The 22,480-nt window shown below is 60.5% G+C and carries 19 protein-coding genes and 1 pseudogene; 5 read left to right on the forward strand and 15 right to left on the reverse strand.

The window, feature by feature from the left end; translation table 11 throughout:
• Nucleotides 1–18: 18 nt before the first annotated feature.
• The 8 genes from AOA61_RS23590 to AOA61_RS23625 form a co-directional block, all read right to left on the reverse strand.
• Nucleotides 19–789 carry an SDR family NAD(P)-dependent oxidoreductase gene (locus AOA61_RS23590; protein WP_099602827.1) on the reverse strand — a complete coding sequence of 257 codons (771 nt, stop codon included), beginning with the start codon at nt 787–789 and terminating at the stop codon, nt 19–21.
• A 28-nt stretch (nt 790–817) separates the two neighbouring features.
• Nucleotides 818–1,876 (reverse strand): L-rhamnose/proton symporter RhaT, encoded by a 1,059-nt coding sequence (rhaT, locus tag AOA61_RS23595; protein WP_032891118.1) that lies wholly within the window; start codon nt 1,874–1,876, stop codon nt 818–820.
• A gap of 39 nt (nt 1,877–1,915) precedes the next feature.
• Nucleotides 1,916–2,236, reverse strand: coding sequence for an L-rhamnose mutarotase (gene rhaM, locus AOA61_RS23600; RefSeq protein WP_178075209.1), 321 nt, complete (start codon nt 2,234–2,236; stop codon nt 1,916–1,918).
• Nucleotides 2,236–3,111, reverse strand: a complete 876-nt coding sequence (locus AOA61_RS23605) for an amidohydrolase (protein WP_099602828.1) — start codon at nt 3,109–3,111, stop codon at nt 2,236–2,238. Before AOA61_RS23605 ends, rhaM begins: the two co-directional genes overlap by 1 nt.
• Before the next feature lie 69 nt (nt 3,112–3,180).
• Nucleotides 3,181–4,614 (reverse strand): aldehyde dehydrogenase, encoded by a 1,434-nt coding sequence (aldA, locus tag AOA61_RS23610; RefSeq protein ID WP_099602829.1) that lies wholly within the window; start codon nt 4,612–4,614, stop codon nt 3,181–3,183.
• 10 nt (nt 4,615–4,624) lie between these two features.
• Nucleotides 4,625–5,425 carry an aldolase/citrate lyase family protein gene (locus AOA61_RS23615; RefSeq protein WP_099602830.1) on the reverse strand — a complete coding sequence of 267 codons (801 nt, stop codon included), beginning with the start codon at nt 5,423–5,425 and terminating at the stop codon, nt 4,625–4,627.
• A 10-nt stretch (nt 5,426–5,435) separates the two neighbouring features.
• Nucleotides 5,436–6,620: an L-rhamnonate dehydratase gene (rhmD, locus tag AOA61_RS23620; protein ID WP_095184994.1), complete on the reverse strand. Its 1,185-nt coding sequence runs from the start codon at nt 6,618–6,620 to the stop codon at nt 5,436–5,438.
• A 16-nt stretch (nt 6,621–6,636) separates the two neighbouring features.
• On the reverse strand, nt 6,637–7,932 hold the full coding sequence (locus AOA61_RS23625) for an MFS transporter (protein ID WP_099602831.1): 1,296 nt from the start codon (nt 7,930–7,932) through the stop codon (nt 6,637–6,639).
• Nucleotides 7,933–8,047: 115 nt separating this feature from the next.
• On the opposite strand from AOA61_RS23625, the gene AOA61_RS23630 reads away from it, so the two are divergent.
• The 3 genes from AOA61_RS23630 to AOA61_RS23640 all read left to right on the forward strand — a co-directional run bounded on the left by AOA61_RS23630 (nt 8,048) and on the right by AOA61_RS23640 (nt 10,510).
• Nucleotides 8,048–8,989, forward strand: coding sequence for a LysR family transcriptional regulator (locus tag AOA61_RS23630; RefSeq protein WP_032891124.1), 942 nt, complete (start codon nt 8,048–8,050; stop codon nt 8,987–8,989).
• A 91-nt stretch (nt 8,990–9,080) separates the two neighbouring features.
• The gene (locus AOA61_RS23635; protein WP_099602832.1) at nt 9,081–9,599 is read left to right on the forward strand and encodes a sigma-70 family RNA polymerase sigma factor; all 519 of its coding nucleotides are present in this window, start codon (nt 9,081–9,083) and stop codon (nt 9,597–9,599) included.
• On the forward strand, nt 9,596–10,510 hold the full coding sequence (locus tag AOA61_RS23640) for a FecR domain-containing protein (RefSeq protein ID WP_099602833.1): 915 nt from the start codon (nt 9,596–9,598) through the stop codon (nt 10,508–10,510). The genes AOA61_RS23635 and AOA61_RS23640 overlap by 4 nt, the downstream gene beginning before the upstream one ends.
• Before the next feature lie 79 nt (nt 10,511–10,589).
• Here AOA61_RS23640 and AOA61_RS23645 read toward each other — a convergent pair whose 3' ends face one another.
• Genes AOA61_RS23645 through AOA61_RS23655 form a run of 3 tightly spaced genes read right to left on the reverse strand, consistent with a single transcriptional unit; the run spans nt 10,590 to nt 13,112 of the window.
• Nucleotides 10,590–11,306 (reverse strand): ABC transporter ATP-binding protein, encoded by a 717-nt coding sequence (locus AOA61_RS23645; RefSeq protein ID WP_099602834.1) that lies wholly within the window; start codon nt 11,304–11,306, stop codon nt 10,590–10,592.
• Nucleotides 11,303–12,130 (reverse strand): ABC transporter permease, encoded by an 828-nt coding sequence (locus tag AOA61_RS23650; RefSeq protein ID WP_099602835.1) that lies wholly within the window; start codon nt 12,128–12,130, stop codon nt 11,303–11,305. Before AOA61_RS23650 ends, AOA61_RS23645 begins: the two co-directional genes overlap by 4 nt.
• Nucleotides 12,131–12,140: 10 nt before the next feature.
• Nucleotides 12,141–13,112, reverse strand: a complete 972-nt coding sequence (locus tag AOA61_RS23655) for an aliphatic sulfonate ABC transporter substrate-binding protein (protein WP_095184988.1) — start codon at nt 13,110–13,112, stop codon at nt 12,141–12,143.
• A gap of 319 nt (nt 13,113–13,431) precedes the next feature.
• Between AOA61_RS23655 and AOA61_RS23660 the strand changes: the two genes are divergently transcribed.
• The gene (locus AOA61_RS23660) at nt 13,432–13,647 is read left to right on the forward strand and encodes a molybdopterin-binding protein (protein WP_003173733.1); all 216 of its coding nucleotides are present in this window, start codon (nt 13,432–13,434) and stop codon (nt 13,645–13,647) included.
• A 44-nt stretch (nt 13,648–13,691) separates the two neighbouring features.
• On the opposite strand, the gene AOA61_RS23665 is transcribed toward AOA61_RS23660, so the two are convergent.
• The 4 genes and pseudogenes from AOA61_RS23665 to AOA61_RS31905 all read right to left on the reverse strand — a co-directional run.
• Nucleotides 13,692–14,837: a MalY/PatB family protein gene (locus tag AOA61_RS23665; RefSeq protein WP_095184987.1), complete on the reverse strand. Its 1,146-nt coding sequence runs from the start codon at nt 14,835–14,837 to the stop codon at nt 13,692–13,694.
• Between the two features lie 182 nt (nt 14,838–15,019).
• On the reverse strand, nt 15,020–18,724 hold the full coding sequence (locus tag AOA61_RS23670; RefSeq protein ID WP_099602836.1) for a hypothetical protein: 3,705 nt from the start codon (nt 18,722–18,724) through the stop codon (nt 15,020–15,022).
• A gap of 248 nt (nt 18,725–18,972) precedes the next feature.
• Entirely contained in the window at nt 18,973–20,283 is a 1,311-nt protein-coding gene (locus tag AOA61_RS23675; RefSeq protein ID WP_099602837.1) for an MFS transporter, read from the reverse strand.
• Nucleotides 20,284–20,347: 64 nt separating this feature from the next.
• A pseudogene (locus AOA61_RS31905) lies at nt 20,348–20,521 on the reverse strand (isochorismatase); the annotation flags it as partial.
• A gap of 217 nt (nt 20,522–20,738) precedes the next feature.
• Here AOA61_RS31905 and ggt point away from each other — a divergent pair.
• Nucleotides 20,739–22,463: a gamma-glutamyltransferase gene (gene ggt / locus AOA61_RS23685; protein ID WP_032891134.1), complete on the forward strand. Its 1,725-nt coding sequence runs from the start codon at nt 20,739–20,741 to the stop codon at nt 22,461–22,463.
• Nucleotides 22,464–22,480 lie beyond the last annotated feature (17 nt).

Consider the following 22,480-nt stretch of genomic DNA (forward strand, 5'->3'; position numbering starts at 1 on the left):
GTTTGAGAGGGTGCGGCTTTACTGGAGGTTAACGAACAACCCGCCATCCACCAGCAACGAGGCGCCGGTCACATAGCGCGCCATGTCCGAGGCGAGGAACACGATTGGCCCAGCCACATCATCCGGTTCGCCCAAGCGACCCAGCGGCGTGCGCGAGGTCATGTAGGCGAGCTTTTCCTCGTCGGCCAGGTCTTCCTTGTTGATGTCGGTGGCAATGGTCCCCGGCAGTACCGAGTTGCAGCGAATGCCATAGGGCCCCAGTGCAATTGCGCAGGACTGCATCAACGAATGCAGGCCGGCCTTGGTCGGCGTGTAGTGGGTTTGCATGCCGCCGCCGACCAGCGCGCTGATGGAGCTGACGGCAATGATCGCGCCGCCACGGTCCTGGTTTTTCATTTGGTTGGCCGCCGCCTGCACGGCGAAGTAGGCGCCGTTGAGGTTGGTGTTGACGGTTTTCAGATAGACCTCGCGGGGCATATCCAGGAACGAGTGGAACGGGCAGATGCCGGCGTTGTTGACGAACACGTCGACACTGCCGAAGGCTTGCACGGCGCCGGCCACCAGCTTGTCGCCGGTGTCCGGGTCGGCCGCATCGCCTCCCACTTCAACGGCCTGGCCGCCAAACGCCTTGATCTCTTCAATCAGCGAATACGCCGCCTCGGTGCCTTGGCCACTGCCACTGTGGCCGATCACCACACGGGCGCCCTGGCGCGCACATTCACGGGCGGCGGCGCGGCCGATGCCACGGGAGGCGCCGGTGATGATCACGGTTTTGTCTGCAAGCAACATAAAAACACTCCTTCAAAAATTAGCGGCATCAGCCGAGGTAATTGCCGTAACCGACCATGGCGATGGCGCCGAGGATCACCGCGATCCCGGCCACCAGTACGCCCTTGTTGGCGGCGCTGGTGCCGTGCCATTCACGGAAATACAGGCCCCAGCAGTTGGACACGATGATGATGAATGACATGTGCAGCACCCAGGAACTGGCGTCGTTCTGCAGGCGGCTTTCGCCCATGCCGTAGAAGAAAAACTGCAAGAACCACAGCGTGCCGGCGATGGCCACCAGCAGGTAGTTGCCCAGCAGCGGCGTGCTGCGATCGGTGTAGTTATGGAAGGTACGGTTGCGCCAGTTCAGCCACAGGCACCAGATGCCGTTGGTGGTCAGGCCGCCCCACATGATCACCATAAAGGTCACGTTGTTCTGGAACAGGCTGTTGGCGCCATGTTCCACCGCCGCGGCGGCCAACGGGCGTCCGGCAGAAATGCCGTAGCTGAAACAGGCGCTGAGCACCCCGGAAATCACCGCCACCAGCATGCCCTTGCCCAGGGAAAATTCACTGACACTGGCGAACTTCACCGCCTGGGACACTTCCCGTTCCTTGATCAATCCAGCCTTGCCGCACACTGCGATACCGACCAGCGACACCGCCACGCCCCATAACACCCAATGCCCGCCCTGGGAGGCCAGCATCGAGGTCAAGGTGCCTTCGGTTGCATCGGTGAACAGGTCGCGGTACAGCGCCGGCATCAACGCTCCGAGGGCCGAGGTGAGGCCCATGATCAGCGACATGCCCAAGGACAGGCCCAGGTAGCGCATGGTCAGGCCGAAGGTCAGCCCGCCGATGCCCCACAACACGCCGAACATATAGGTCCACAGCAGCGTGCTGGTGTCGGCATTGCGCAGAATGTCCACCCAGCCCGGCACCGTCAGTTGCGCGGCGATCAGCGGCACGATCAACCAGGACACCAGGCCGCCGGTGATCCAATAACTTTCCCAGGCCCAGCCGCGGACCTTCTTGTAGGGGATGTAAAAACTGCCGGAGGCGAAGCCGCCGATGAAGTGCAGAATCACACCGAGGAGAATGATTTCCACGTAGTCGAATCCTTTTTATTGTTGTGTGGGTCAGTGAGATCAGGGGCGGGTCAGGTGGAACATGGGCAGCAGGTCGACACTGATCGGCGAGGCATCCGCGTGGCTGGGCATGATGTCCTGCATGTGGGTCCACCAGCGTTGCATCAGCGCGGTGCCGGGCAGCTCATCCAGGCCGTGGGCGTCTTCATGGGTGAGGACGGCGAACAGCGTGTTGGCGGGCTCGTCAAAAAAAATCCGGTAGTCCACCACGCCGGCGTCCAGCAGGGCTTGGGCCAGCTCCGGCCAGATTTCGTCGTGGCGTCGGCGATATTCATCGGCCTGGCCCGGGTTGAGGTTCATGCGAAAGGCACGGGTCTGCATCACGGCGCTCCATGGGTCGGGGTGTAGATACGCACTGCGTTGTGCAGAAAAAACTGGCCTTGCACCGCCTCGGATTTGTCCGCCATGCAGCTTTTTACGAGCCCCAGGGTGGTGGCGAAATCGGCCAGGTGATCGCTGTTGGGCCAGTCGCTGCCGAAGAAGCAGCGCTCGTCACCAAACGCCTCCCACAACACCGCCAGGCGGTCGTTGTAGAACGCCGTATCGACGATCAGACCTTGGGGGCCGAGCTGGGGGATTTCCGCGAGTTTGGCGAACACGTTCGGCCGCTGCGCCAGGCGCAACAGGTCGGCGTGATACGCCGCCTCTTCACCGGCCGGTATCTGAGCATTGGGCAAGTGGTCGACGATGATGCGCAGCTCGGGCAGCGTATCGCTGAGGTGCAACAAACCCTTGATCAAACGCGGGTTCGGGTTGGCGCTGTCCAGGCCCCGACCACAGGCGGCCAGTTGGCGCAGACCGTCGATAAAACCGGGGCGCGTCTGGTCTTGCAGCAGGTCGCGGTCCCACAGGTTGCCGTAGCGCAAGCCGAGGAACAGCGGCTCTTGCGCCAGGGCATCGAGGTCGGCGGCGAAGTCGGCGTGCAGTGGGTCCAGATTGCCAACGAACCCGAGCATACGCGGGTCGCTGCGTAGGGTTTCGAGCAACCAACGGTTGTCGTCACGCCATGGGCTGGCTTCCACAGCAATGGCGCCGACCACATTGTGTGAGCTGGCCAAGGCCCAATAATCGCTCGGTAAATGGGCGGCATACAGCTGATTGCCCGGCTCGGGCCACGGAATGCCTTGGGGGCGACGCGGGTCGAACAGGTGCAAGTGGCTATCGATGATGGGGCCGCTGTAAGGCATCAGAGGCATTGCGCAATCCTTGTGGGATTTTCTCAGGAAGGGCCAGCACGCTAACGCGCACCGGCCCGCTTCACCACCTCAGCTCTGTAGGTACACCACATGGGTATGGGTGTATTCGTACAGGCCATGCTTACCATCGGCGCCGCCGATCCCGGATTTACGCACCCCGGCATGGAAGCCCTGCATGGCCTCGAAATTTTCGCGGTTGACGTAGGTTTCACCAAAGTCGATCTCGCGCACCGCGTGCATGGCCTTGCCGAGGTCGCGGGTGTAGATCGATGAGGTCAGGCCGTAGTCGCAGTCATTGGCCATGGCGATGGCTTCGTCGAGGTCGTCGACAATCTGGATCGGCAGCACCGGGCCAAAAATTTCTTCGCGCATGATCTCCATGTCGGCGCGGCACCCGGCCAATACCGTCGGCTGGAAGTGAAAGCCCGCGCCGAGGTCGGCAGTCTGTCCGCCGCTGATCAGCGTGGCACCCTGGCTCAGTGCGGTGCGCACCTTACGGTTGACGTTTTCCAGGCCCTGGCGGTTGATCAGTGGGCCCATTTCCGCGTCGGCCATGGCCATCGGGTCGCCGTAGCGCGTGGCTGACATGGCCGCGCTGATACGCTCGATGAACGGGTCGGCGACCTTGCGCTCCACGTATACCCGCTCCGCGCAGTTGCACACTTGCCCGGTATTGATGATGCGCGAGTCGCGAATGGCTTTAACTGCCAGCTCCAGGTCGGCGTCTGCCAGCACGATGGCCGGAGCCTTGCCGCCCAGTTCCAGGTTGAGTTTGGTGATGTTTGGCGCAGCGGCGGCCATGATGCGCGAACCGGTGGCGACGCTACCGGTAAAGCTGATCATGTCCACGCCTTTATGGGCGGTGAGTGCGCCGCCGACCTGGCCGTCGCCGCAGACCACGTTGAACACACCGGCGGGCAGGTCGGTCTCGGCCACCAGCTTGGCGAACTCAAAGCAGTTGTTCGGGGTTTCTTCGCTGGGCTTGATCACGATGGTGTTGCCGGTGAGCAACGCCGGGGCCAGTTTTCGGGCGATCAAGAAGAACGGGAAATTCCACGGCAGGATGCCCGCCACTACGCCCAAGGGTTTGCGGAACAGGAAGATGTTTTCGTTGGGCCGATCGCTGGTGATGATCTCGCCCTCAATGCGCCGCGCCCATTCGGCCATGTAGTCGAGGTAGTCGGCGGTGAAATTCACTTCGACTTCGGCCAGGCCAGTGACCTTGCCCTGTTCCAGGGTGATGGTACGCGCCAGGTGCGCGACGTTTTCCCGCAGCTTGGCGGCGATGCGGCGCAAGTGCCCGGCGCGTTCGATGGCCGGCTTGCGCGCCCACGCTTTTTGCGCACCGCGCGCCGCAGCGAGGGCTTGGTCGACGTCAGCGGCGGTAGAGGCGGGCACCTTGGACAGCAAGGCGCCGCTGGCCGGATTGAGTACATCCAGATGGGCTTCGCTGGGAACGAAGCGGCCATTGATGAAGTTCTGGTACACGGGAACGGATGACATGGGCAGCTCCTCAGTAAGTACGTGATGGTGTGGGCGCGTCGGCAACCGGGCGATAGCGTGCGAGGGTGGCCAACGCGCTCTGGCGTAACAGGCTGATGTCGATGGCCACTGCGATAAAACGGCAACCCCAGGCTTGGTAACGGCGCGCGTCGTCTTCGTTGGGCGCCAGGATGCCGCTGACTTTGCCGGCGGCGAGGGTGGCGTCCACCGCGTACTTGATGCGTTCCTGAACTTCGGGATGGCCGGGGTTACCGGCGTGGCCGAGGCCGATGGAGAGGTCGGCGGGGCCGATAAACACTGCGTCCACGCCTTCCACGGCGGCAATGGCGGCGACGTTTTCCACGCCCAGGCGTGATTCGACCTGGACGATCAGGCACAGCTCCTCGTGGGCGGTTTGCAGGTAGTTCGTTACACCATCCCAGCGGGTGGCGCGGGTCAAGCCGCCGCCGACGCCGCGAACGCCATGGGGTGGGTAACGCATGGCGCGCACCAGGGCTTGAGCCTGTTCGGCGGTTTCCACCATGGGGATCATCAGCGTCTGGGCGCCGACGTCGAGCAGTTGCTTGATCAGACTGGCATCGCCATTCACCGCGCGTACCACCGGCGCGGTAGCGTAGGGCGCCACCGTCTGCAGTTGGTTGAGCACGCTGGGCACGGTATTGGGCGCGTGTTCACCGTCGATCAGCATCCAGTCATAACCGAGGCCAGCGACGATCTCGGCGGCGTAGCCGGTGGCGAAACCGGCCCAGATGCCGTATTGGGTGGCGTCCTTGGCCAGGGCAGCCTTGAAGCCATTACGGGGCATATTCATGGCGTTTTCCTCAGCGATTGTACGGACGGTGCAGTTGGCAATCCGGGTTCAGGTCTACGCCGAAACCGGGCTTGTCGAGCACCGACAAGCGCATGCGGCCATTCACCGGTACCGGTTCGCCGAGCAGTTGCGGGTGGAACATCGGCACCACTTCATCGGCCTTCGGCGCCATCATCAGGAATTCGGCGAACGGGCTGTTATGGCGGGTGGCGACGAAGTGGTAGCTGTACACCGACGAGCCGTGGGGCACGACCATCGCATTGTGGGCATCGGCCAAGGCCGAGATTTTCACCAGCTCGGTGAGGCCGCCGCACCAGCCGACATCCGGCTGGATAATGTCGCAGCAGCCCATTTCCAGCAGCATGCGGAAGCCCCAACGAGTGGCTTCGTGCTCGCCGGTCGTCACCAGCATGCCTTTGGGCACATTGTTGCGCAGGGCTGCGTAGCCCCAGTAATCGTCCGGGCTCAGGGCTTCTTCGATCCATTTGAGCCCGTGTTCATGGGCACCGATGGCGAGTTTGGTCGCGTAGTTGAGGTCCAGGCTCATCCAGCAATCGAGCATCAGCCAGAAGTCCGGGCCGACCCTTTCGCGCATGTCGGCCAATTGTTCGAGGTTTTTGCGCAGGCCTTCTTCGCCTTCGCTGGGGCCGTGGTGCAGGGGCATCTTGCCGCCGATAAAACCCATCTTCTGCGCCAAGTCCGGGCGGGCGCCGGTGGCGTAGAACTGCAATTCGTCGCGTACCGCACCGCCGAGCAACTGGTGCACGGGCTCCTGGCGGATTTTGCCGAGCAAGTCCCACAACGCCAGATCGACGCCGGAAAGGGTGTTGATCACCAGGCCCTTGCGACCGTAGTAGAGGGTGGACTGGTACATCTGGTCCCAGATCTTTTCGATATCAGTGACGCGGGCGCCTTCGATAAAGCGCGCCAGGTGTTTCTCGACGATATACGCCGCCGGTTCGCCGCCAGTGGTCACGGCAAACCCGACAGTGCCGTCGCTGGCTTCGATCTCCACCACCAGCGTGCCGAGTACGTTGATGCCGAAACTGCGGCGGCTCTGGCGGTACTCGGGGTATTTGCTCATGGGCGTCGAGATGTGATCGTCGATCCAGTGGCCGTCGGCCTGGTCGTGGTAATCGGCGCCGCCGCCTCGCAATACAAAGGCGCGCACGTGTTTGATGGTGAGATGACCCATGGTGTGACTCCTGACGTTAAACAGTGGCCTGCGTGTTCGATGCAGTGCGGCCGGGTGAATGGATGCCCAGTACCAGCAATGCAGCCAGTACCGTGGTGGCGGACAGCAGGTACAAACCGGCTGCCGGAGAATGGAAGGCGCCTTCGGCCCAGTGCTTGATGACCGGCGCGATGAAGCCGCCGAGGGCACCGAATGAGTTGATCAGCGCAATGCCCGCAGCAGCGGCACTGCCGGCCAGGTAGCTGGAAGGAAAGGTCCAGAACACCGGCTGCACCGCGATAAAACCCGAGGCGGCAAAGCACAAGGCGAGCATGCCCAGCAGCGGGTTGGCGAAGGTCACCGAGCAAGCAATGCCGGCGGCGGCCATCAATAAGGTCAGGCAAGCGGTGCGGCGGCGTTCGCCAGTCCGGTCGGAATAACCGGGAATCCACCAGGCGGCAAACAGTGCGCAGATCCAGGGAATCGCCGAGACCAGCCCAACCATCAAGCCGACCTTGGTGCCGAGCAGGCCGCCCACTTGGGTTGGCAGGTAAAACACCACGCCGTACACGCTGGCCTGGATCAGCAAATACACCAGGCACAGGTACAGCACCGACGGCTGGCACAGCACGTTGAGCAGGCTGCGGCCGTGGGAGGTTTTGTGTTGGTCTTCCGTGTCCAGCAAGGTCTGGATTTGCTGGCGCTCATCCACACTCAGCCACTTGGCGTCGGCGGGGCGGTTGTCCAGGTACCAGTAGGCCCAGATCCCCACGGCGCTGGCCATCAAGCCTTCCACGGCGAACAGCCATTGCCAGCCGTGAATACCGCCGAAACCGTCCATCTCCAGCAGCAGGCCGGACAACGGACTGCCGACAATGAATGCCAGGGGGGCGCCGAAGTAAAAGAAGCCCATGGCCTTGCCGCGCACGGCCTGGGGGAACCAGTAGGTGAGATAGAGGATCACGCCGGGGAAGAATCCGGCTTCGGCCACGCCCAACAAAAAACGCAGCACGTAGAAGCTGGTTTCGTTATGGGCAAACACCATCGCCGCCGAAATCAGGCCCCAACTGACCATGATGCGGCACATCCACAGGCGGGCGCCGACACGGTGCAGGATCAGGTTGCTCGGCACTTCCAGCAGCGCGTAGCCGACGAAGAACACACCGGCGCCGAAGGCAAACGCGGCATCGCTCAAGCCGGTATCGGCCTGGAAGGCCTGTTTGGCAAAGCCGACGTTGGCACGGTCAAGAAACGCCATGATGTACATCAGCAGCAGGAAGGGCAGCAGTCGCCAGGAAATCTTGGCGAGCAGGGGCGCGGGCAGGGTTTTCATGATGGAGTCCGTTGTTTTGTTCTTATGGAACGGACTGTACGGCGGCCGAGCAATACGCTACAAATCGAATCTCGCTTACAAGTGATACCCTCAGGGTATCGGTAATAAGGAATTTATGAGTAGTCCCGTCCTCTCCCGCAGCTTGTTCAACCGCCTGCGCTACAAGCATCTGCATATGCTGGTAGCGCTCAGTTCCAGTCAGAACCTGCACCGTGCATCCCAGGCCCTGAACATGTCGCAACCGGCGGCCACGCGCATGCTGCGCGAGATTGAAGACATGTTCGGCTGCGACCTGTTCGAGCGCTTGCCAAGGGGGATGCGGCCAACGGCGCTGGGCCAGCAACTGATCAACTTTGCCGAGTCGGCGCTGAGTGGCCTCGACCGTTGCGCCGAAGACCTGATGGCGCGCCAGCAGGGCGGGTATGGCTATTTGTCCATCGGCACCATCATGGGCGCCGCGCCGGACTTGGTGATGGACTGCATTGCGCAGATCAAGGCGCTCAATCCGCAACTTCGTATCCGCATCATGGGCGACACCAGCGACCAGGTGATCCAACTGCTGGAGCAGGGGCGCATCGACCTGGCCATCTCCCGGCGCACCGCCGCCACTGACAGCGAGCACTACAGCTTCGAACCCCTGGGCAACGAGCGCCTGCTGGTGGTGGTGCATGCCGGCCACCCATTGGTCCGACGCGGTCGGCTATCCCTGGCAGAGCTGGTGCGCGACTGGCCGTGGATCCTGCAACCGCAAACCAGCCCGGCGCGCATCGGTTTCGACCAGGCCCTGCAAGACCTGGCGCTGCCAAGCCCGGCGGACATCATCGAATGCAGCTCGGTGTACTCCATGCAGCAGTTGATCCAACTGACGGACGCGGTGATGGTGCTGTCGGAAAGTGCCTTGCGTGATTATCTGAAAATGGGCCTGGTGGTCGCGCTGCCGGTGGCCCTGGACGTGCGGCTGGCGCCGTTTGGCATCTTGTTGCGCAAGGGCGAGGGTGTGAGCCGCGAATTGGGCTTGTTTATTGACCTGCTGCGGCAGAGGGCGGCGATGCTGTAAACGCGAGGTTGAAAAGATCATGGTGTCCCGGCACGATATTAAATAGAATGAATCTCATTTGAGACTCAATCGCGCCGTGCAGGTTGTTGCCATGAATGATGCTGTTGTCCCCACGCACGCCCCCGAACTGACGCTATCGAGCCTATACCGCGACCATCGCAGTTGGTTGGAAAGCTGGCTGCGGCGGCGCCTGGGCAATGCCTGGGATGCGGCCGACCTGAGCCAGGATACGTTTCTGCGCGTACTGGCCAGTGCGCAGCCGATTGCACAGATGCAGGAGCCGCGTGCGTACCTGGTGACGGTCGGTAAGCGCCTGTTGGTGAACTTCCATCAGCGCCGCAGCCTGGAGCAGGCGTATTTGAACGCCCTGGCCAGCTTGCCCGAAGCTTGCGTGCCGTCCCCCGAACAGCGCTGGCTGATGCTGGAAACCCTGCAAGCCCTGGATGAGTTGCTCAATGGCTTGCCGGTGCTTGTACGCCGCGCCTTTCTATGGAGCCAGCTGGAGGGCCTGGGCTATCGCGAGATTGCCGAACGGCTTGAGGTGTCCGAGCGTACGGTGAAGCGCTACATGGCCCAGGCGTATGAACATTGCCTGCTGGTGGACCTTTGAGCCGCGACGTCGCCCGCGCTGCTGCCCAGTGGCTGGCGCTGCTGGAGTCCGGCGCCGCCACCGAGCGTGATCATGCCGCGCTACAGCACTGGCGCGACAGCCATCCCCAGCATGAACAGACTTGGCAGAAAGCCCAATCCCTGCGCCAACGCTTCAGCGCTTTGCCCCAGGCTCTGGCCATGGCCAGCCTCGACCGCCCGCAACCGGGCCGGCGTGCGGTGCTCAAGCGTGCGTTGGGTGTGGCGGCACTGTTGCCGACGGCGTGGCTGATCAGCCGGCAATTACCCATCGACACTTGGCGTGCCGACCTGCGTACCGCTACTGGCGAGCGCAAGCGCCTGCCGCTGGCCGATGGTGCCAGCCTGCAACTCAACACCGCCACGGCGGTAGACGTAGATATGGCCCAGCGACGGGTCAGCTTGGTCGACGGTGAACTGGCGCTGACGGTGCCGGGCGCGGCGGCGATGACGGTGCAAACCCGCTACGGCCAATTGCTCGTCAGTCACGCTGACGTGTGCATACGGCAACTGGCGTCCGGTTGTCTGGTCTCGGTGCTCAAGGGCACGGTTCAGGTGCGCGACCTGAGCGGCCAGATGGCGACCTTGCAAGCAGGCCAGCAAGCGCCGCTCAAGGCCGGCGGCCTGGGTGCCCGGGCGTTGTTTGATGTGCTGCAACTGGGCTGGCGCGACGGTGTACTGACCGCGCAGAACCAGCCACTGGGGGACTTCCTCAGGGAGCTGGAGCGCTATCGCCCTGGCGTGTTGCGCTGGGAGCCGCGCCTGGAAACGCTACGGGTGACCGGCAGTTTCCGCCTGGATGACACCGACCGCATTCTCAACCTGCTGGCCTCGACCTTGGCGCTGGACGTGCAATACCGAACGCGTTATTGGGTGAGCCTGCGCAAGGCGTGATGCGCTTTGTGGCGAGCGGGCTCGCCACAACAACCTGTGGGCCATGAAAGGCTCGCTCGTCTCGGGTTACGAGTAGTCCTCAGATCACATGGGCCCGCTGCAACTCGGTCAAGGCCAGCGCCTTGAGCTGCGCCAGCAGCGGGTCACGCCGATCCCTCGGATGCGGCAAGTCGACCGCCAGTTCCTGGCGAATGCTGCTGGGCCGGTTGTCCATCACCAGCACCCGGTCACTCAGGTACAGCGCCTCGTCCACATCATGGGTCACCAGTAATAAAGCGATGGCGTGATGCGCCGCCAGTTGCAGCAGCAAGTCCTGCAGTTTCATGCGGGTGAAGGCATCCACCGCGCTGAACGGCTCATCCAGCAACAACACCTGGGGGCGTGAATACAGGCCGCGAGCGATCGCCACCCGCTGCGCCATCCCACCTGACAACGCTTTGGGCAGCGCCTGGGCGAAGCCCTTAAGGCCGACTTCCTCGATCAACTGTGAGACCCAGGCTTTGTCGTAGTGGTTGTCATCACTGAAGCCGATGTTCTGTTCTACCGTGAGCCATGGCATCAGCCGCGGTTCCTGGAACACAAAGGCCACTTGGCCATCGGGGCTGCGCAGCTCGCCCAGGAAGTCCGTTTCCAAACCGGCGACGATCCGCAGCAAGGTACTTTTGCCGCAGCCACTGGGGCCCAGCAGGCTGACCGCTTCGCGAGGCTGCAAGGCCAGGCGCACGTCTTTCAATACGGTGGTGCTGGCGAAGCTTTTACGCACCACATGGATGTCCAATAACGACGGCGCACTCATTGTTCCGCTCCTTGGCCAGTGAAGGTGTCGCGCCAGGCGAGGCAGCGTTTCTCCAGCGCCGCGAGCAGGCCGTCGCTGATCTTGCCCAGCAGCGCCAACACGATAATGGCGGCTAGCACAATGTCGGGTCGCGAGGTTTCCCGCCCATCGCTGAGCAGGTAACCCAAACCTTTAGTCGCCGCTATCAGCTCGGCCGCCACGAGGAACATCCACGCCAGGCTCAAACCACTGCGCAGTCCGGTGAACAGGCCGGGCAGGGCGGCGGGCAGCAGGACGCGCCGCACCAGGCGGCGGCGACTGAAACCGTACATTTGCCCGACTTCCACCAGCTTGCGGTCGATGTCGCGAATCGCCGCGACGCCATTGAGGTACACCGGGAAAAACGCGCCAATGGCAATCAGCACAACCTTGGAGGTTTCATCGATGCCCAGCCACAGCAGCAACAGGGGTACCCAGGCCAGGCTCGGGATCGAACGCAGGCCGGCAAAGGTCGGCTCCAGGTAGGCTTCGGCTTCACGGCTCAAACCGACCCAGGCGGCGAACACCAGGGCCAGGCTAGCGCCGATGGCAAAGCCCAGCAGCACCCGTGCGAGGCTGGCGCTGATGTGTTTCCACAACACGCCTTCGGCCAGGTCGGTGAGGGTCACGGCGATCTCGCTGGGCGCAGGCATCTGGTAGGAAGGCAGCCAGCCCACCCGTACGACCACTTCCAGGATCAACAGGATCAGCACCGGCAAGACCAGGCCTTTTAACCGCCGTGGCCAGGCGCTGTGCTGGCTGACCACGGGTACCGGCAGGGGCAATGCTTGGCTTTTGCTGCTCATCAAAAGCCCCTTACTGCTGCGGCAGGGTTTGGCCAAACGAAGGGTCGATCAGTTGATCGATCACCTGGTCCACATTCACCCCACGGCGCACCAATTCCTCGGACACCAGAATCGGCGCCGCCGCCTTGGAAGACTGCACATCCTTGGCGCTCAACAACGGCGTGCTCAGGTCAGTGCGCGACAATTGCAGCTTGGCCACTTCCAATGGCAGCCCGGATTCGTCGGCCAGCAACTTGGCGAATTCATCCGGGTGCTTCACTGCCCAGTCACGCGCTTTTTCATAAGCGCCCAACACCTTGGTGATGGTCTGTGGGTGCGCCTTGGCGAACTTCTCGGTGACGCTCACCACGCCATAGCTGTTGAAGTCCTTGTTGCGGTAAAGCAGGCGCGAACCGGCCTGGATTTGACTGGCGGCCATGTGTGGATCGAGACCGGCCCAGGCGTCCACGTCACCCTTTTCCAGAGCGGTGCGGCCGTCCGGGTGTTGCAGGTGCACCAACTCCACGTCGTCTTTTTTCAGCCCGGCCTGTTGCAGACTGCGCAGGGTGAACAGGTAAGGGTCGGTGCCTTTGGTGGCGGCGATTTTCTTGCCCTTGAGGTCGTTGACGCTGTTGAGTGGCGAGTCCTTGCGCACCACCAGTGCGGTCCATTCCGCGCGGCTGTAGACATACACCGATTTGATCGGGCTGCCGTTGGCCCGGCTCAGTACGGCGGATAAGCTGGCGGACGACGCGAAATCCACGCCGCCGCTGTTGAGGTATTCCAGGGACCGGTTGCTGCCTTGGCTCAGTACCCAGCTGACCTTGCTGTGGGGCAGGGCCTGTTCCAGCCAGCCGAAGTGCTTGAGCACCAGGCTGACTGGTGAGTAGTAGGCGTAGTCGAGGTTGACTTCGGCGGGGTCGGTTTCGGCCGCGAATACCTGCGGTTGCAGGCATAGGGCGAGGGCGCAGGCGCCGAGTAGACGTTGGGTGAAGGGTTTCATGGAACAGCTCCGGACAAGGCGTTGAGAGAAGGTTTTTCTTATATTCAGAAAACTGATTGGGTGCGTTCAATCATGCTTTACAGGAATATGCAGTCTCTGTGCCATCGGGCAGGAGCCCGGATTTACAGGGTCAGGGGCATGTGTGGTTGTTGCAGGAGGTGGCAAATTGTTGAACCGATGTTTCCTGGGCAACAGTTTTCATATGTTTTTATGGAATAAATAAAGAGTTATATATTCCTTTTAATGTTCTCTCGAATAGCGCACTTTGAGGGCCTGCGCATTCGTGCGGATTGACCCAACAGCCAAAAGGAAACCCGACATGACCATTAAAGCGATCAACGTGCGCAACCAATTCAAGGGCGTGATCAAAGAGATTCTGCTGGGCGAAGTGGTGTCGGAAATCGACGTGCAAACCGCGTCCGGCATCGTGACGTCCGTCATCACCACCCGTTCGGTGCGTGACCTGGAATTGAAAGTGGGCAGCGAAGTGATTGCCTTCGTGAAGTCCACTGAAGTGTCTATCGCCAAGTTGTAAACGCCAGCCCCCGCCTTTGCAGCGGGGGCCATTTTTTGCGCGCTTCAGCGGTTGCGCAAACTGCGCTCCATGCGCTGCAGACCCTCTTCCAGCATCGCCCTCGGGCAACCGAAGTTCAGGCGCACGAACTGCTGGCTGTCATCCCCGAATTCGATACCCGCACTCAACCCGACCTTGGCCTGTTCCAGGAAAAACTGCTGCGGGTCATCCATGCCCAGGGCGCTGCAATCGAGCCAAGCAAGGAAGGTGCCTTGCGGCGCATGCATCACCACGCCCGGCAAGCGCGTTTGCACGGCGTCGAGCAGGTAATCGCGGTTCGCTTGCAGGTACTGCTTCAATGCATCCAGCCATTGGCCGCACTGGCTGTAGGCCGCGCGGGTGGCTTCCAGGCCCAGGGGGCTGACGCTGTCGACCATGCCGCAGCGGGCCTGGTTGAAGCGCTCGCGGATCTCGGCGTTCTGGATCACGGCAAAGCAGGTCTTCAAGCCGGCCACGTTGTAGGCCTTGCTCGCCGACATCAGCGTGATGGTGCGCTGTGCAATCTCCGGGCTGAGGCTCGCGGTGGGGATGTGGCGACGACCGTCGAAGCACAGTTCTGCGTGGATTTCGTCGCTGATGATCAGCGCATCGTTTTCCAGACAGGCAGTGGCCAATGCCAGCAGCTCTTCGCGGGGGAAGACCTTGCCGATGGGGTTGTGCGGGTTGCTCAACAGCAAGGCGCCGGCGCCGGTCAGTGCTTCGCGCATGGCGGGCATTGGGGTGATGTATTCACCGTCGGTCGATTGGAACGGCACTTCGATGCGCGGTAGGTTCCAGTTGCCTGGCGCCAGGCGAATCGGACGATAATTTGGGGTTTGCAGTACCACCGGCTGGTCCGGTTTTACAAAGGCATGCAGCGCCATATTGAAACCGGGTTCGACGCCGGGCAAAAACAGCAACTCTTCGGGCTGCACGCGCCAGGCGTACTTGGCCCACAGGTCGGCCACGATGGCTTCACGCACATCCGGGCCGGCCACGCTGTAGCCGAGAATCTGCTGGTCCAGGCGCTCGTGCAGGGCTTGCAGCACGGCGGGCGGCGCTGCGATGTCCATGTCGGCGATCCACATTGGCAGCACGTCGGCCGGGTAGCGGTTCCACTTGGTGCTGCCGGTGCCGAGGCGAGGGTGGATCGTGTCGAAATCAAAGCTCATGGAGGGGCTCGTGTCAGGGGGGCGGGTGCAAGAATGGCGCTGATTCTAGCGCCATTAATTGAATAATTGTATGGAGGCCGGGCCCAAAGGCCGTGGTTCTCCCAATCAAGTCATATGCCCTGCGCGACGGCCATGGTGTTGAAAACGTTTTGCCTGGCCGTGCGCAAATAGACGGGGTTTTATCAGATAGGTTGGGTTAATCCCCTGACACGATCGATATTGAATTTGCTGGCAACCACGTCGGCATCAAAGGCACTGACTTTGTATTTTTTTCCGGTCAGGATCGTACCAAATGCATCGAGGTTTTTGCCGGTGATGCCGTTGCTAAGGGTCTTTTCCAGGCCCTTGGCCATTGATTCTTGTGTGGGGAATATCGCTTTGCCGTAGTTGGGGTCGTAAAAAAACCAGCTCTTCGGGGTGGTGCCGGTGGGGTCGACCTTCACGCCCGCAAGCATTCCATGGTTAGTGCTGCTGATCATCAGCGTCTTTGAGGAAGTGGCTTCGCTCAATTCTTTAATGATCGACTTATAAGAAATCGGGTTACCCACGGCACTGCTATGAAATCCCAGCTCGTTGCCGACGGTGGACTGCAGGCTTGAAAGGTTTCTGATGAATTTGGCTGAGTTTTCAGCTTCCGGGTTTGCCATGGCAAATACCAGGTTGTCGAGCAGCGTGTCTTCATTGCCTTCGAGCAGCGCCAGGCCCATGGCGGTGGAAAGGGCCGCACATTCACCGGCAATGTCAGGGCTGGTCTGGCTCAGGTAATACGTTTGCGGCATGCCTCGGGTGGTTCCACCGGAGGCGGTGACTTCACGCTGGAATATCTGTGCGCTGCGTTGAGTATGGGCCAACAAAAGTCTTTCTCGCTGGCGCACAAGACTGCCGATTTGCTCTGTTGAAAAGTTGGACGTTGCAATAAGGTCCTCGATTTCCTGTACCCCCATGGACGGCTTGTAGCCAGGAACCGTATCGGGGCTCAGGTGTTTGAAACCTTCCGGGAAGCTGGTTGGTTCCGAGTACTTAGCGTTGATGACGTTGGCTTCATATTGTGCCAGCGCATCCGGATCGCGTTGTGGCGAAGCGGGTCGCTCAAAAAAGCCAATGCCACCCTCCGGTGCAAAGCCTTCGATGGGGGTGCCGTAAGCCTTGCCGGAGGCTGCGTCCACGGGGTACCACTTCTCGTCGATGATTTTGGCCAGGGTTCGTGCACCACCACCGGCGGCATCCACCCCTTCGGCTCTTCCGATCCTGACCGCCGTGCTGACACCCACGCTCTGGGTCAGGCCATTGCTCGTCGGTCGCAAGCCACCAAACGACGGAATGGTGGAATAAAAGGGTTTCGCTGTCTTGCCTGCGCTGCCCAGCAACCCGACCAGGTCATCTGTAGAGTGGCTGGCTTTTCTCAGCATGTTAAACAGGGTTTTGCTGGACTTGATGCTGTGGGCGAATGCACGAAGTGGTTGCGAAACAGGTATGGCGGTCGATACGCCGTCGATAATAAAACCGGTGAAGGCTTCTGCTATTTCACCATTGATCGCGTGCTTCAACGTGTTTGCAAACGGTACCAAGCTCAGCACCGCTGCCGCTCCGGTCTTCTGATAGCGCTCTGTTAATTCGACGGCACTTTCGCCACTAGCCTGTTGACGCAGGGTTTCCTCATCGTAGGCCAGATGTTTGGACGCGGCTGTCCTGGCCAGATCAAAACTTTTTCCGCCGTGGAAGGAGAGGTCGGGTGTCTTGTCGCTGGCGCCACGTTGCCACTTATCCGGCGTTGGTATGTGCTCGATCACCACCTCAGAAAATTCATTCTCGCGAGGGGGCGTCCCACTGTTGTAAGCCTCCCAATCAAACGGTTGCCGGATATTGTTCTCCACGTTACCCACGGCCCTGGTGTTGATACCTTCAGGCCACTCTGCTGGAAGATCGGTGCGGATCTGGATTTTCCCTTGCTGTGGGAAGACTTCATAGTAGGTGACTTTTGACTGGTGTTCGGAGCGAATGATGAACCCTTGTCGACCTTTGCTGGCTTCTTTTTCGGCCTTGGGGATGAGGTGGGCATAGTGCGAGGTAACGGCTTTTCTCAACGCATAAAATTTCTGTTCGCCCCATTGCAGGCTGCTTCGGTGTTCCTCTGGAAGCTGCGAGAGCAGGTTTCGGACCACCGCGGTGTGGCCCTGCAGCAGGTCGGTGTAGTAGTTGTTGAATGTCTGGGTGAACAGCCACTCAATGCTATAAAGCCGATGGAGTTCCTTCTCGATGGGGGCCATGGAAAAGTCGGAACTGATTGATCGCCACATACCTGCCTGGAGTTTTCCCGACATATGCACGTCCAGCAGGCTGTAGAAATGGTTCTTGTCGGACTCCAGATTGTCCGGCGTGGCTTGCAGCACTTTGCGGGTAAAATCGATTTGATTGCCAAAGACCCGTTTAAGGTCATCCAGGGCAATCTGTTCGCGGTTTGGGAGGGGGGTGGCCAATTGTTGGCCCGCTCGGACAAGAGATGAGGGCTGATGTTGAAAATCCTGGTGTGCCTGCTGTATCTCGGACTCTGAATAGTTGTTATCGGCGCGCTTGTCGAGTCGACCGTTGGTAATCGCCCAGTCCACTAAGGCGTCTCTTAGAGCAAGGGTGGCGAAGGTCTTGTCCTGCTCCGTGATCGGTGTCGTCGCGTCATAGTTCATCACTTGTTGATAATTCATAGTGGCGCTTGTGCCAGGCGCGGAGTGCTCGATGCGTGAGACAGCGGCGCTGAATGTGGCCCACTGATGGGTTCCATACAGCAACGAGTCAGGCAGGTCTTTGACTAGAAACTGTGGGGCGATACGGGACAGCATCAAGTAGCTGACTGTGCGGACGTTATCGGCCTTCAGATGTTGATGGGTGCGCAGCAGGTAGAGGTCCAGTGCTTCGACGATGGCTTCTGGTGACTTGCGTAAATGATCAGGCGCATCAAGGGCAAAATCATTGCCGATCAAGTTGCGTGTGGTGGGGAGCTGAGGCATCACGGATAACACCAGTGCGCTAAGGACCAGTTCAGCGGCACTTGTCACTGTGGGCAAGACGCCGAGTTCGGCCTCCAGCTTTTTCCCTAGCTCAATGGCTTTGGGCTCCAACAGCAGTCGATACAACGCGTAGCATGGCTCAGCGGTGATTTTCTTTGAGCACGACCGACTAGTGCCCATTACCCAGGCGGGATAAGTCTGGGCGTATAGGGGGGACTCGGTGCATGTTTCGGTTTGGGTGTAGGGCCCGAAGGTTTTTGTGGTTTGGGTGGTACTCCCAATCCTGGTTTGAACACCGGTCATTTTGGATAACGAGTCAAGCGTGTGTGCATCTGTCGTCGCAAGCCCCACCAGGTTCTCGATGAGTCCGCCCTTGGTTTTGTCCAGCCAGCCCTCGACAATCTCATTGATTCGTTGGCGCTGCTCCAGTGTCAGGGGCACCTCGCGCGACAACATTCCCCAATAGTCCCGGTGAGCGGGTTGTGGAGGGGGCGCGTAGGTGATTGCGTCGTAGAGATTCTGCAGCGCTTCTTTGTTTGTTGGGGCTATCCAGCCTTGGTGTTTGATAAACCAGTTCAAGCTGACGTGCGCCGGGTTGATGAGTTTAAGTTCGCGACCCAGCGAAGAGTGTGGCGAGACTGCAAAGCGGGTCAGATCAAGATCCGGCATATCAGTGGAGGCGCTGTTCAGGGTTTTGCCCAAGGCATCCAGCAATGATTTTCGGTCGTCCAGGTTGGCGTGTTCCTCCGATTTTTCCTGCCTTAGGGGGCTCTGATTTTCAGGGCGTGCTTGCTGCAAACGCTGAATAGGCTGCACAGCTTGCGAATGCAGCAAAGGTGCTTGGGCGCGGGAGGTGTGATCGACGATGGCGGAAGTAGATGTCATGAAAACTGATCTCTCGGATAAGAAGTAGGGAGGCTTCTGACAGGCGAAGTCTTCCCTGTGTGGTCCGAGAGTTCGGGTTGTTCCTACGGTTTAAAATGCATTTTATTTCACTGGTTTTAACGATACTGGCCGCGTGATCCATGTCAGGGCAGCCAGCCCGAAATCACTGTCGATCTATTTCAACACCGCTTTAGCGTTTTGCGTGCCCAGCGTGGCGCCTTTCTGCTAGCCATTACGCGACCGTGTTATCAACGATTCACCCGTTTCGCCGGCAAGGCGATGACCAGGAAACTGCTGAGAATCAGGCAGCCGGCAAAGAACCACAAGGCGCCCGCGCTGCTGCCGGTCACGTCGATCGCCACCCCCATCAACGAGTTACTCACCAGACCTGCGATATTCGCCAACGAGCACGCCAGGGCAAAGCCGGTGGCTGCCGCAGTGCCTTTGAGAAAGGTCGCCGGCAGGCTGAAGAACACCGGCACTGCGCCGATGATTGCGGCCGAGGCAACCGCGAACAGGGCGACGGTGGCCGCGACGTTATGGGTGAAGAACGTGCTGGCGGCCATCGCCGCTGCGCCGATGAAAAACGGCACGATGATGTGCCAACGGCGTTCGCGGTGTTTGTCGGAGCTGGCGCCGATCAAGAGCATGCCCAGCAGCGCGGCCACGCTCGGCAGTGCGGTGAGCACGCCGATATGGAAGGTGTCGGTGACCCCGGCGTTGCGAATAAAGGTCGGCATCCAGAAACCCATGGCATAGGCGCTGAGCAGGATCGAGAAGTCGATACCCCCGAGCATCCACACTTTGAGGTTGAAGAAGCCGTCACGGAAGCTGTGCTTGCTGCCGGCGCCATCGGCGTCGTCCTTGCGCAGTTCGCTTTCCAGCAGGGCTTTTTCTTCATCCGACAGCCATTTGGCTTGTTGGTAGGTGTTGGGCAGTGCCCAGAAGGTCAGCACGCCGAGCAACACGCTGGGCACCGCTTCGATCAGGAACAGCCACTGCCAGCCGCGCAGGCCACCCACGTGGTCGAAGTGGCCCATGATCCAGCCGGACAGCGGGCCGCCGATCACGCTGGACAGCGGCAGGCCGATCATGAACAGCGCAATGATGCGCCCGCGTCGATGGGTGGGAAACCAGGTGGTCAGGTAGTACAGCACGCCCGGCAGGAACCCGGCTTCGGCGGCGCCGAGCAAAAAACGCAGGATGTAGAACTGGGTCGTGGACGTAACCAGCATGGTGCAGGCCGAGAGCAGGCCCCAGGTGATCATGATGCGTGCGATCCAGATCTTCGCGCCGACCCGCTCCAGCACCAAATTGCTCGGCACTTCAAAGATGATGTAGCCGACAAAGAACAGGCCAGCGCCGAGGCCGAACGCGGTTTCGCTGAAGTGCAGTTGGTCGAGCATCTGCAGCTTGGCGAAGCCGATGTTGATTCGGTCCAGGTACGCGGCCAGATAACAGAAGCACAGGAAGGGAATCAGCTTCCAAGTGATCTTGTGGTAAAGCGTGTTGACCGGGTCGGCGACTGTGTTCGCGGGCACTGGATTCGCACTGGGCATTGGGTGTCTCCTGGCGGTGACTTATGGTTTTTATACAGTCGGCAGTTGTTGTAGGCGCGAGCTGCGCGCTGGCGTACTGCTTGGTAATCACCGCTTCATGCGCCAGAGGCAACACCTCGGCGCAGAACGCTGCCAGTGGGTTGCCTTCGACCATGTCTTTCATCACCGGGGCCTTCTTGACCTAGATCCCGCCCTCGACGAAGTGGCCGGGATGGTAGCGGATATTGGTGTGCACCACCGCAACTCTGCGAGCCAACCCCGGCACTCACTGATTAAACGCGGTTAAAAAAGTGTGGGAGGGGGGCTTGTCCCACGATTGCAGTGGGTCAGCTAAAGATTGGTTTTTTTCGGTCCGTTCTATGACCGACAAGTTCTGTAATAAAAACGCCATTGCGCTGGGGATTAAATTGCCGACGAGCTATTTTGGTGCATCTCAACAACCCGAGTAGCCATGGATGAAATACCAACCCTTCAGCCGTACCTTGATTGCCACTGCCCTGGTGTTGACGGTCAGTGGTGTACAAGCTGCTTCCCAAGCTCCGGTGGCCGGTGAAAATGGCATGGTGGTGACGGCTCAGCATTTGGCAACTCATGTGGGCGTGGATGTGCTCAAGGCCGGGGGCAACGCGGTGGATGCGGCCGTGGCCGTAGGCTATGCGCTGGCGGTGGTGTACCCAGCGGCGGGTAACCTGGGCGGCGGCGGTTTCATGACCGTGCAACTGGCGGACGGGCGCAAGACCTTCCTCGACTTCCGCGAAAAAGCCCCGCTGGCGGCTACTGCCAATATGTACCTGGACAAGGACGGCAACGTCATCGAAGGCCTCAGCGCCAAGGGTCACCTGGCTGTCGGCGTGCCGGGGACCGTGTCGGGTATGGAACTGGCCTTGAGCAAGTACGGCACCCTCAAGCGCGCCCAGGTGATTGCCCCGGCGATCAAGCTGGCAGAAAACGGTTTCGCCCTGGAACAAGGCGACATCGACCTGCTGCACACCGCAACCGGCGAGTTCGAAAAAGACAAGGACCTGCGCGCCATCTTCCTGCACAACGGCCAGCCGATGCAGGTTGGACAGAAACTGGTGCAGAAAGACCTGGCCAAGACCCTGAAGGAAATCTCCGCCAAAGGTTCGGACGGTTTCTATAAAGGTTGGGTCGCCAAGGCCCTGGTAGATTCCAGCCAGGCAGGCAAAGGCATCATCACCCAGGCCGACCTCGACAAGTACAAGACCCGCGAACTGGCGCCCATCGAGTGCGACTACCGGGGTTACCACGTCGTTTCCGCGCCGCCGCCGAGCTCGGGCGGTGTAGTGATCTGCCAGATCATGAACATCCTCGAAGGCTACCCGATGGCCGACCTGGGCTATCACTCGGCCCAAGGCCTGCACTACCAGATCGAAGCCATGCGCCACGCCTATGTGGACCGCAACAGCTACCTCGGCGACCCGGATTTCGTGAAGAACCCGATCGAGCATCTGCTGGATAAAAACTACGCCGCCAAGCTGCGTGATGCTATCGAGCCGCAAAAGGCCGGTGATTCCCAGGCGATCAAACCGGGGGTCTCGCCCCATGAAGGCAACAACACCACCCACTACTCCATCGTCGACAAATGGGGCAATGCGGTGTCCGTCACTTACACCCTCAACGACTGGTTCGGCGCGGGCGTGATGGCGAGCAAGACCGGGGTGATTCTCAACGATGAAATGGACGACTTCACCGTCAAGGTCGGCGTGCCGAACATGTACGGGCTGGTGCAGGGTGAAGCCAACGCCATCGCCCCGGGCAAGGCGCCGTTGTCGTCAATGAGCCCAACCATCGTGACCAAGGATGGCAAGGCCGTCATGGTGGTGGGCACGCCGGGTGGCAGCCGCATCATCACCGCGACCCTGCTGACCATTTTGAACGTGATCGACTACAAGATGAACATCCAGGAAGCCGTGGATGCGCCGCGTTTCCACCAGCAGTGGATGCCGGAAACCACCAACCTTGAGACCTTCGCGGTCAGCCCGGATACCCAGAAGCTTCTGGAAAGCTGGGGCCATAAGTTTGCAGGGCCGCAGGATGCCAACCACTTGGCGGCGATCCTGGTAGGCGCGCCTTCCCTGGGTGGCAAGCCGGTGGGTAACAATCGCTTCTACGGGGCTAACGACCCGCGTCGTAATACTGGGCTTTCCCTGGGCTACTAAACGTCTCGGTTCCCAAA

It is taken from the genome of Pseudomonas sp. 2995-1, from assembly GCF_002742505.1.
In the GTDB taxonomy this organism is placed as follows: Bacteria; Pseudomonadota; Gammaproteobacteria; order Pseudomonadales; family Pseudomonadaceae; genus Aquipseudomonas; species Aquipseudomonas sivasensis.

What these genes read in the sequence shown, in the direction of transcription:
- AOA61_RS23675 (WP_099602837.1), bottom strand. Translation starts at nt 20,283, where the DNA reads ATGCCCAGTGCGAATCCAGTGCCCGCGAACACAGTCGCCGACCCGGTC.
- AOA61_RS23605 (WP_099602828.1), bottom strand. Translation starts at nt 3,111, where the DNA reads ATGCCTCTGATGCCTTACAGCGGCCCCATCATCGATAGCCACTTGCAC.
- AOA61_RS23650 (WP_099602835.1), bottom strand. Translation starts at nt 12,130, where the DNA reads ATGAGCAGCAAAAGCCAAGCATTGCCCCTGCCGGTACCCGTGGTCAGC.
- aldA (WP_099602829.1), bottom strand. Translation starts at nt 4,614, where the DNA reads ATGTCATCCGTTCCCGTGTACCAGAACTTCATCAATGGCCGCTTCGTT.
- rhaM (WP_178075209.1), bottom strand. Translation starts at nt 2,236, where the DNA reads ATGCAGACCCGTGCCTTTCGCATGAACCTCAACCCGGGCCAGGCCGAT.
- AOA61_RS23660 (WP_003173733.1), top strand. Translation starts at nt 13,432, where the DNA reads ATGACCATTAAAGCGATCAACGTGCGCAACCAATTCAAGGGCGTGATC.
- AOA61_RS23630 (WP_032891124.1), top strand. Translation starts at nt 8,048, where the DNA reads ATGAGTAGTCCCGTCCTCTCCCGCAGCTTGTTCAACCGCCTGCGCTAC.
- ggt (WP_032891134.1), top strand. Translation starts at nt 20,739, where the DNA reads ATGAAATACCAACCCTTCAGCCGTACCTTGATTGCCACTGCCCTGGTG.
- AOA61_RS23625 (WP_099602831.1), bottom strand. Translation starts at nt 7,932, where the DNA reads ATGAAAACCCTGCCCGCGCCCCTGCTCGCCAAGATTTCCTGGCGACTG.
- AOA61_RS23655 (WP_095184988.1), bottom strand. Translation starts at nt 13,112, where the DNA reads ATGAAACCCTTCACCCAACGTCTACTCGGCGCCTGCGCCCTCGCCCTA.
- AOA61_RS23670 (WP_099602836.1), bottom strand. Translation starts at nt 18,724, where the DNA reads ATGACATCTACTTCCGCCATCGTCGATCACACCTCCCGCGCCCAAGCA.
- AOA61_RS23590 (WP_099602827.1), bottom strand. Translation starts at nt 789, where the DNA reads ATGTTGCTTGCAGACAAAACCGTGATCATCACCGGCGCCTCCCGTGGC.
- AOA61_RS23645 (WP_099602834.1), bottom strand. Translation starts at nt 11,306, where the DNA reads ATGAGTGCGCCGTCGTTATTGGACATCCATGTGGTGCGTAAAAGCTTC.
- AOA61_RS23665 (WP_095184987.1), bottom strand. Translation starts at nt 14,837, where the DNA reads ATGAGCTTTGATTTCGACACGATCCACCCTCGCCTCGGCACCGGCAGC.
- AOA61_RS23635 (WP_099602832.1), top strand. Translation starts at nt 9,081, where the DNA reads ATGAATGATGCTGTTGTCCCCACGCACGCCCCCGAACTGACGCTATCG.
- AOA61_RS23615 (WP_099602830.1), bottom strand. Translation starts at nt 5,425, where the DNA reads ATGAATATGCCCCGTAATGGCTTCAAGGCTGCCCTGGCCAAGGACGCC.
- rhmD (WP_095184994.1), bottom strand. Translation starts at nt 6,620, where the DNA reads ATGGGTCATCTCACCATCAAACACGTGCGCGCCTTTGTATTGCGAGGC.